The organism is Arthrobacter sp. 147(2020) (genome assembly GCF_013116715.1).
Lineage (GTDB): Bacteria > Actinomycetota > Actinomycetes > Actinomycetales > Micrococcaceae > Arthrobacter_D.
The window spans coordinates 179,886-188,399 of record NZ_JABFOM010000004.1 but is presented as its reverse complement, the minus strand read 5'-3'; the positions used below and the strand labels follow the sequence as shown (position 1 = coordinate 188,399).

Here is an 8,514-nt window from a genome sequence, read left to right as displayed (position 1 = left end):
GTTTAGCGGGGCGGGGGCTTTCGTTCATGGTTTAACCCTAGGGTAGAGCGCAGCCTATGGTTGACCCATGCGCATCGTAGTCCTGGTTTCCGGCACCGGATCCAATCTTCAGGCGGTCATCGACGCCGTCAGCTCCGGCTCGCTGGACCTCACCATCGCCGCCGTCGGAGCCGACCGGCACGACACCTACGGGGTGGAGCGCGCCACCGCGGCGGGCATCGACGGATTCGTCGTCGACTTCAGGTCCTACCCCGAGCGGGCTGACTGGAACGCTGCACTGACGGAGAAGGTCGCCTCCTACGCGCCGGACTACGTGGTGTCCTCGGGGTTCATGAGGATTGTCGACCAGGGTTTCCTCGACGCGTTCCCCAACCGCTATCTGAACACTCATCCCGCCCTGCTGCCCAGCTTTCCCGGTGCCCACGGGGTGAGGGACGCGCTGGCCTACGGCGTGAAGGTGACCGGCTGCACGGTGATGATTGCCGACGCCGGGGTCGACACCGGTCCGATCCTCGCGCAGGCGGCCGTCGATGTGCTCGACGACGACACCGAGGAAACTCTCCACGAACGCATCAAGGTCCAGGAACGTGACCTGCTGATCAGGACGCTCCGCGAGCTCAGCCAGGAATCGCGCTGAGATGGCCCTCATCGACAAGGCGGTGTACCTGGACGGGACACGCCACTCCGAACCGGATTCACTGGCTGACACCTTCGAGGTGATGCGCGCCAGCGGCGGCATGGCCTGGATCGGTTTGTACCGGCCCGACAACGACGAGCTCGCCGCCGTCGCCGACGAGTTCTCCCTCCACCACCTGGCAGTTGAAGACGCGATGGAGGGCCATCAACGGTCAAAGCTGGAACGCTACGGCTCCACTCTGTTCGTGGTGCTGCGCCCCGCCCGCTACCTCGACGCCGAGGAGAAGGTCGAGTTCGGCGAGCTGCACGTCTTTGTGGGCGCCGACTTCGTGGTCACCGTACGGCACGCGGAGTCGCCGGACCTGGCGCGGGTGCGCACCCGGCTGGAGGAAAACCCCGAGCTGCTCTCAATGGGACCGGCAGCGGTGCTCTACGCCATCTTCGACGAGGTGGTCGACGAGTACGAGCCGGTGGTCAATGGGCTTGAGAACGACATCGATGAGATCGAGAACGAGCTGTTCGGCGGGGACCCGGGCGTCTCCCGCCGCATCTACGAGCTGCACCGTGAGGTGATCCAGTTCCAGCGTGCCACCCAGCCGCTGCACGGCATGGTGGAGAACCTGCAGCGGGGCTCCGAGGAGTACCACCTGGACCCGGAGGTGAACCGCCGGCTGGGCGATGTCCTGGACCACGTGATCCGGCTGATCGACCAGGTCAACACCTTCAGGACCCTGCTGCAGAACGCGCTCACGGTGCACTCGACACTGGTGGCTCAACGCCAGAACGAGGAGATGACCCGGCTGACCGAGACGTCGCTGGCACAGAACGAGGAGGTCAAGAGGATCTCCTCCTGGGCCGCGATCCTCTTCGCCCCCACCCTGGTGGCAGCGATCTACGGCATGAACTTCGACGTAATGCCCGAGCTGCACTGGGCGCTTGGCTACCCGTTCGCACTGGTCCTGATGATCATGACCGGTGTCGGCCTGTTTCTGGCGTTCAAGCGGAATCGCTGGCTGTAACCGGCTGCACCTCGTTGAGGGGGACGCCGCGGGTTTCGGGCGCGTAGCGCGCCATCCACACCACAGCTACCAGGACCAGCAGGCCGGTGGCCGCGAAGGTCAGCGGCAGTCCGAGGACCGGCCACAGCAGTGACCCGAAAATCAGCGGAACCAGTCCCGCGCCCACCCGGGAGACGGTTGACGCCCACCCGAAGCCGGAGGCCCGCAGTTCAGTCGGGTAGAGCTCCGACACGTAGGTGTAGAGCACCGGGATAGCGACCTGGATCAGGAACCCGAACAGCAGCAGCCAGGCGGTGGCGACGGCGGGGAGCTCCACGGTGAGCGCGAAGATCACCAGCACGACGGCGGACAGCGGGCCCGACACGGCGAGGATCCACTTGCGGCCCACCCGCTCCACCAGCAGGGCTGCAGCTACCACGCCGAAGAAACCGACAGCTGTCATCCCGGCAGTGGTGAGGAACGCCACCGACTGGGCGTAACCGGCCTGCACCAGGATCTGCGGCATCCAGGTCAGTGCGCCGTAGTAGACCAGCAGGATGCTCAGGAATAGGCCCCACGCGGCGAGGGTGATCCGCCAGTTGAACCGCCACAGTGCGGTGAGCTGGCCGGAAACCGAGCCGATGGAGAGTGTGGGCGCCTCCGCCGGGGTGGGGAGCCGCCACGGTGTTTTCGTGGCGCCGGTACGCTCCACCAGGTCGTTGATCACCGCTTCCGCCTCGGCCTGGCGGCCCTTCTGCACCAGGAAGAGCGGTGACTCGGGCACCGACCGGCGGACCCAGAACACCAACAGGGCCGGCAGCACCATGACGAGCATCAGGTAACGCCAGTCCCCAAAGGCGGTCATCAGCAGGGCTGAGACCACCCCGCACATGGCGGCGCCGATGGGCCACCAGGCGTCCATCGCTGTGAGGACCCGGCCGCGATGCTTGCGGGGAGTGAACTCGCCGACCAGTGCATAGTCGACCGGGATGCAGCCACCCAGCCCAAACCCTGCCATGAACCTGAAGACGCAGAACCAGATGAAGTCAGGGGAAAACGCTCCGAGCACCGTGAATATCGAGAAGATCAACAGGGTGAGGGTGAAGGCTCGCTTTCGGCCGATGATGTCGGCGATTGACCCCCAGGCGAAGGCGCCGAGGGCCATGCCGATGAGATTGGAGGTGGCCACCCAGGCTGCTTCGCCGGGGGCCAGGTCCCAGTGGTCCGACAATATCGGGATCAGATACCCGTTCAGGGTCACGTCCCAGGCGTCGAACATGAAGCCCAGGCCGCCGATGAGGAAAATCTTGCCCTGTACCCTCCAGCGCCACGGCAGTTCCTGCACGACCTGGTCGCCGGTGGGTAGCTCAGTCTCGGTGCTCACGGGGAAACTGTACAGCCGCAAGCGGCCGGCCAACGGAAGCCGACCCGATCGGGGGCCCGTCATCCTTGGGGCTGGACGGGCCAGGTGACCTAGACTTGGAGGCGATCCCACCCGCAGCCGAAATCCTGGAGCTTCCGCGTGACCTTGAACCATCTCGACCAAGTTCCCATCCGCCGGGCCCTTATCTCGGTGTACGACAAGACGGGGCTGGAGGAGCTGGCCCTCGGGTTGCACCGTGCCGGCGTCAGCATCGTCTCAACGGGTTCCACCGCCAAGCGCATCGCCGCCGCGGGTGTCCCCGTGACCGAGGTGTCCGAGGTGACCGGGTTCCAGGAATGCCTCGACGGGCGGGTCAAAACCCTTCACCCGATGGTGCACGCGGGAATCCTCGCCGACCGCCGCCGCGACGACCACGTGGAACAGCTCCGGGTGCTCGAGGTGGAGCCGTTCGACCTGGTGGTGGTGAACCTGTACCCCTTCGTCGACACAGTGAAGTCCGGTGCCGCCGAGGATGAAGTTGTCGAGCAGATCGACATCGGCGGACCCGCCATGGTCCGCTCCGCGGCGAAGAACCACCCCTCGGTCGCGATCGTCGTGGATCCGGCCCGGTACGACGACGTCGTCGCTGCCGCTGGTGCCGGAGGGTTCGACCTGAGCGCCCGACGCCGGCTGGCGGCCCTCGCGTTCTCCCACACCGCTGCCTACGACAATTCGGTGGCGGCGTGGACCGCTGCCCAGTTCGGCGATGGCACTGACGACGGCGATTCCTGGCCGGCCTACGCCGGCCTTGCCCTGGAGCGCTCCGAGGTGCTGCGCTACGGCGAGAACCCACACCAGGACGCCGCGCTGTACGTCGAGAAGGGTGCCACCCCGGGCATCGCCCAGGCCGACCAGTTGCACGGCAAGGCCATGAGCTACAACAACTACGTCGACGCTGACGCCGCCCTGCGCGCCGCCTTCGACTTCGACCTGCCCGCCGTCGCGATCATCAAGCATGCCAACCCCTGCGGCGTCGCTGTCGGTGCCGCTGACGCCGCCGACCCGATTGCCGACGCCTATGCCAAGGCGCACGCCTGCGATCCCGTCTCGGCCTTCGGCGGCGTGATCGCTGCCAACCGGACCGTTACCGCCGCCATGGCCGCCGCCGTGAAGGACGTGTTCACCGAAGTGGTGATCGCCCCCGATTTCGAGCCTGACGCCGTGGCCATCCTCTCCGCCAAGAAAAACATCCGACTGCTCACCCTTCCCGAGGGGTACCGCCGGGATCCCGCCGAGATCCGGCAGGTTTCCGGTGGCGTGCTGGTGCAGGCTGCCGACACGGTCAGGGCCGACGGCGACGCACCGGAGACGTGGACCCTCGCCGCCGGACCCGCGGCCGACGACGCCACCCTGGCCGACCTGGCCTTTGCCTGGACCGCCTGCCGGGCCGCGAAGTCCAACGCCATCCTCCTCGCCGACGGCGGGGCTGCGGTGGGTGTCGGGATGGGACAGGTGAACCGGGTCGACTCGTGCAAGCTCGCCGTCGAGCGCGCCAACACCCTGGCGGGCGACGGTGTGAATCGGGCCCGCGGTGCCGTCGCGGCGTCGGACGCGTTCTTCCCCTTCGCCGACGGACTGCAGATCCTGCTCGACGCCGGAGTGCGCGCCGTGGTGCAGCCGGGCGGGTCGGTCCGGGACCAGGAAGTCATCGACGCGGCAACCGCCGCAGGGATTACCATGTACTTCACCGGCACCAGGCACTTCTTCCACTAGCCGGCCAACAGAGACGGCGGCAGTGCCCATGGAAATCGCTTCGATTTTTACCCTCGCAGCAGGGATGGCACTGGCCGGATCGGCATTCGCCCCGGCAGTCTCGCCGGGGACCCGGCTGATCTCCGCCATCCTTGGCCTGGCACTGTCCCTGCTCGCCGTCGTCCTGCTGTTCATTGGAGCCAGCCCCGGGATTTTCCTGTGGATTATCGCGGTGGCGTTCGCGGTCAGGAACTTCCGGGCCGCGGACCGGCGCCAGAAGAAGATCGACGCAGGCCAAGACCCGGTCCGGCACCCCAACCTGGGCGACCTCCGCCAGCTCCAGTTGCCGGCCTGGGCGCCGCAGGTTCCCGGCGTCGGACGCCAGGGGGTTCCCGGGGTCGCCCGCCCGGGCACGCCCGCCGGGCCGCCCCCAGGCGCGTTCCGGGGACAGGCGGCGTCGTACGCGACGTCCGGTCAGGCGCCCGGGCACAATGCGGCGCCGGATACCCGCGGTCTGCGTCCCGCCCCGGCCACCGACCGGTGGGGCAAACCGATCCCGCCCGGGTCGATGATGGACCGGTGGGGCAACATCGTCCCGGGGGAGTAGTCCCGGGAGACTAGCCGGGACGGCCGGGAGGGCAATGCCCATTTAGGGCACCATTAGTGGCCTGTGGCATAGTTGAGCAGGATAAAACCAGTACAAATCACGGGCCGAGCTGTGTCCATCAGGCAGAACCGGCCCACCATCGCAAGGAGACCGTGTGGCTGACGCGCCAGCAACGAAAATCAAGGTACAGGGTTCGGTTGTCGAACTCGACGGCGACGAGATGACCCGGATTATCTGGCAGTTCATCAAGGACCGCCTGATCAACCCCTACCTGGATGTCGACCTGAAGTACTACGACCTCTCCATCCAGAACCGTGACGCGACCGATGACCAGGTCACCATTGACGCCGCCAACGCCATCAAGGAGCACGGTGTGGGCGTCAAGTGCGCCACCATCACGCCCGACGAGGCACGCGTTGAAGAGTTCGGCCTGAAGAAGATGTGGGTTTCGCCCAACGGCACCATCCGCAACATCCTCGGTGGCGTCGTCTTCCGCGAACCCATCATCATCTCCAACATCCCGCGCCTGGTGCCGGGCTGGAACAAGCCCATCATCATCGGCCGCCACGCCCACGGCGACCAGTACAAGTCCACCAACTTCAAGGTGCCGGGGCCCGGCAAGGTCACCATGATGTTCGAGCCCGCTGACGGCTCCGAGCCGATGAAGTTCGACGTCGTCACCATGCCTGAAGAGGGCGGCGTGGCCATGGGCATGTACAACTTCAACGAGTCCATCCGGGACTTCGCCCGGGCGTCGTTCGCGTACGGCCTGCAGCGCGAATACCCCGTGTACCTGTCGACGAAGAACACCATCCTGAAGGCCTACGACGGCCAGTTCAAGGATCTGTTCCAGGAAGTCTTCGACGCTGAGTTCAAGGACCAGTTCGAGGCAGCCGGCCTGACCTACGAGCACCGCCTGATCGACGACATGGTGGCCTCCGCTATGAAGTGGGAAGGCGGCTACGTCTGGGCCTGCAAGAACTACGACGGCGACGTCCAGTCCGACACCGTTGCCCAGGGCTTCGGCTCGCTGGGTCTGATGACCTCAGTGCTGATGACCCCGGACGGCAAGACCGTCGAGGCCGAGGCTGCGCACGGCACGGTGACCCGTCACTTCCGCCAGCACCAGCAGGGCAAGCCAACCTCCACCAACCCGATCGCTTCGATCTTCGCGTGGACCCGTGGGCTGATGCACCGCGGCAAGCTGGACAACACCCCCGAGGTCATCACCTTCGCTGAGACACTGGAGGACGTGGTCATCAAGACTGTCGAGTCCGGCCACATGACCAAGGACCTAGCGGCCCTGGTCGGCCCGGACCAGGCGTACCAGACCACCGAGGAATTCCTTGCGACCCTCGATGACAACCTGAAAGCACGCCTGAGCTAGTACCAGTTCGGCAGCATAGAAGAGCCCCGGCGGGATTCGCCGGGGCTCTTCTGCGTTTCGGGGGTTACCCAGCGGCTAGTCGTCGTTGGCGTACCGCATGCCCAACTGGCCACGCACCCCGTCGAGGAGGCGCATCGTGTCGAGGGTATCGGCCCAAGGCATGGTCGGGCTTTCCGTCAGGCCCTCCTGGATGCACCGGGTGGTTTCGCGCAGCTCGTACGCGTACCCGCCGCCGGCCTGCTCGAATGTCTCGACCCGCTGCTCGCCCTGGTGGAGCTGGACAGTCAGTTCGCGCGGGTTGTGGAGGACGGCGCCGGACCGCAGCCAGCCCTTGGTGCCCACCACTGTCGCCTGGCCCGGGCAGGCGGCCACCAGCGACGTCGTCAGCTGTGCCTGTGCGCCGCCGGCGTAGGTGAGGGTGAGCCCGTTCTGGGTATCGACGCCGTCGTCGTTCAGGACCGCCGTGGCGGTCACCGCGGCGGGAAAGCCGAGGGAACCGAGCGCCCAGGTCAGCGGGTACACGCCCAGGTCCAGCAGCGCTCCGCCGCCCGCCGCCGGGTCCCACAGCCGGTGGCTGCTGCCATGGTCCGACGGGAAACCCAGGTCCGCCTGAACCCACTGGATCTCGCCCAGCTCGCCGGAGTGGATGATGTCCCAGGCCCGGTTGACGCTTGGCAGGAAGCGCGTCCACAGGGCTTCCATCAGGAACAGGTGGTTGGCCCGTGCCAGGTCGATCAGTTCGGCTGCTTCCCGCGCGTTGACGGTGAACGCCTTCTCGCACAGGACGTGCTTGCCCGCGATAAGGGCGGCCTTGGCCACCTCGTAGTGCTGGGCGTGGGGCGTCGCAATGTAGACGACGTCAACCTCGGGGTCATTGAACAGGCGCTGGTACCCGGTGACGCCGTCGTCGTCGTGATAGCTGGTGGCGAACCCGAACTTCTCGGCGAAGGCCTCGGCCGAGCCCTGGGACCGGGAGCTGACGGCGTGCAGTACCCCGTCCTCCAGTCGGGCCAGGTCCTGAGTGACGCTGGTGGCGATCCCGCCGGTGGCGACAACACCCCAGCGAAGGGTGCGTCCGGTGGCAGTGAAAGGGCTGGGGGCGCCGGGAACGGCGCAGGGCGGCTCGGGGATGCGCTGCGCGGGTGCGGAGGGGTTCATGATTCGATCCTTGCGTCGAGGTGTGCCTTTGCCAGCACCTGGTAGGACGAGGCGTTCTTTTTGACGCCCTCGAACTCACTATCAGTGAGCTCACGCCGAACCTTCGCGGGCACTCCGGCGACGAGGGAGCGGGGTGGCACCTCGGTGCCCTCGAGGACGACGGCGCCCGCCGCGACCAGCGACCCGGCGCCGATCACGGCGCCGTTCATGACGGTGGCGCTCATGCCAATCAGGCAGTCGTCGCCGATGGTGCAGCCGTGGACCACCGCTGAGTGGCCGACGCTGACCCGGTTGCCGACCGTCGTCGGGAATCCCGGATCGGCGTGGAGTACCACGTTGTCCTGCAGGTTGGTGCCGTCCCCCACGCGTATGGGGGCGGTGTCGCCGCGCACGGAGACGCCGTAGAACGCGCTGGCGCCCTCGCCGAGGACCACGTCGCCGATGATCGACGCGGTGGGCGCAAGGAAGGACGAGTCGCTGATGGTGGGCTTCTTGCCGAAGATTTCGATGATGTGGGCCATGTCACCCAGCCTAGCGGGAGCCGCCGCTGTCGGTGCTCACCGAACCGGTGAGCAACCTGGACGCACGACATCAACCTGGACGTGCGGGGTCA

At 66.8% G+C, this 8,514-nt stretch carries 8 protein-coding genes; 5 read left to right on the top strand and 3 right to left on the bottom strand.

All coding sequences use genetic code 11. The features are described from left to right. Positions 1–67: 67 nt before the first annotated feature. Entirely contained in the window at positions 68–637 is a 570-nt protein-coding gene (purN, locus tag HMI58_RS05240) for a phosphoribosylglycinamide formyltransferase (RefSeq protein WP_171586513.1), read from the top strand. A gap of 1 nt (position 638) precedes the next feature. Beyond that, positions 639–1,655 (top strand): magnesium and cobalt transport protein CorA, encoded by a 1,017-nt coding sequence (locus HMI58_RS05235; protein WP_171586512.1) that lies wholly within the window; start codon positions 639–641, stop codon positions 1,653–1,655. Here HMI58_RS05235 and HMI58_RS05230 read toward each other — a convergent pair. Then, entirely contained in the window at positions 1,633–3,018 is a 1,386-nt protein-coding gene (locus tag HMI58_RS05230) for an MFS transporter (RefSeq protein WP_171618368.1), read from the bottom strand. The two genes, HMI58_RS05235 and HMI58_RS05230, sit on opposite strands and share 23 nt — an antisense overlap. A gap of 138 nt (positions 3,019–3,156) precedes the next feature. Between HMI58_RS05230 and purH the strand changes: the two genes are divergently transcribed. From purH to HMI58_RS05215, 3 genes are all read left to right on the top strand, one after another. Continuing rightward, the gene (purH, locus tag HMI58_RS05225) at positions 3,157–4,770 is read left to right on the top strand and encodes a bifunctional phosphoribosylaminoimidazolecarboxamide formyltransferase/IMP cyclohydrolase (RefSeq protein ID WP_171586510.1); all 1,614 of its coding nucleotides are present in this window, start codon (positions 3,157–3,159) and stop codon (positions 4,768–4,770) included. A gap of 28 nt (positions 4,771–4,798) precedes the next feature. After that, positions 4,799–5,356 carry a hypothetical protein gene (locus HMI58_RS05220; protein ID WP_171586509.1) on the top strand — a complete coding sequence of 186 codons (558 nt, stop codon included), beginning with the start codon at positions 4,799–4,801 and terminating at the stop codon, positions 5,354–5,356. Between the two features lie 154 nt (positions 5,357–5,510). Further along, positions 5,511–6,743, top strand: coding sequence for an NADP-dependent isocitrate dehydrogenase (locus HMI58_RS05215; RefSeq protein WP_171586508.1), 1,233 nt, complete (start codon positions 5,511–5,513; stop codon positions 6,741–6,743). 75 nt (positions 6,744–6,818) lie between these two features. Here HMI58_RS05215 and HMI58_RS05210 read toward each other — a convergent pair whose 3' ends face one another. Further along, positions 6,819–7,901, bottom strand: coding sequence for a Gfo/Idh/MocA family oxidoreductase (locus tag HMI58_RS05210; protein WP_171618367.1), 1,083 nt, complete (start codon positions 7,899–7,901; stop codon positions 6,819–6,821). Continuing rightward, a complete protein-coding gene (locus HMI58_RS05205; protein WP_171618366.1) occupies positions 7,898–8,422 on the bottom strand; it encodes a gamma carbonic anhydrase family protein in 525 nt (174 codons plus the stop codon). Before HMI58_RS05205 ends, HMI58_RS05210 begins: the two co-directional genes overlap by 4 nt. Positions 8,423–8,514 lie beyond the last annotated feature (92 nt).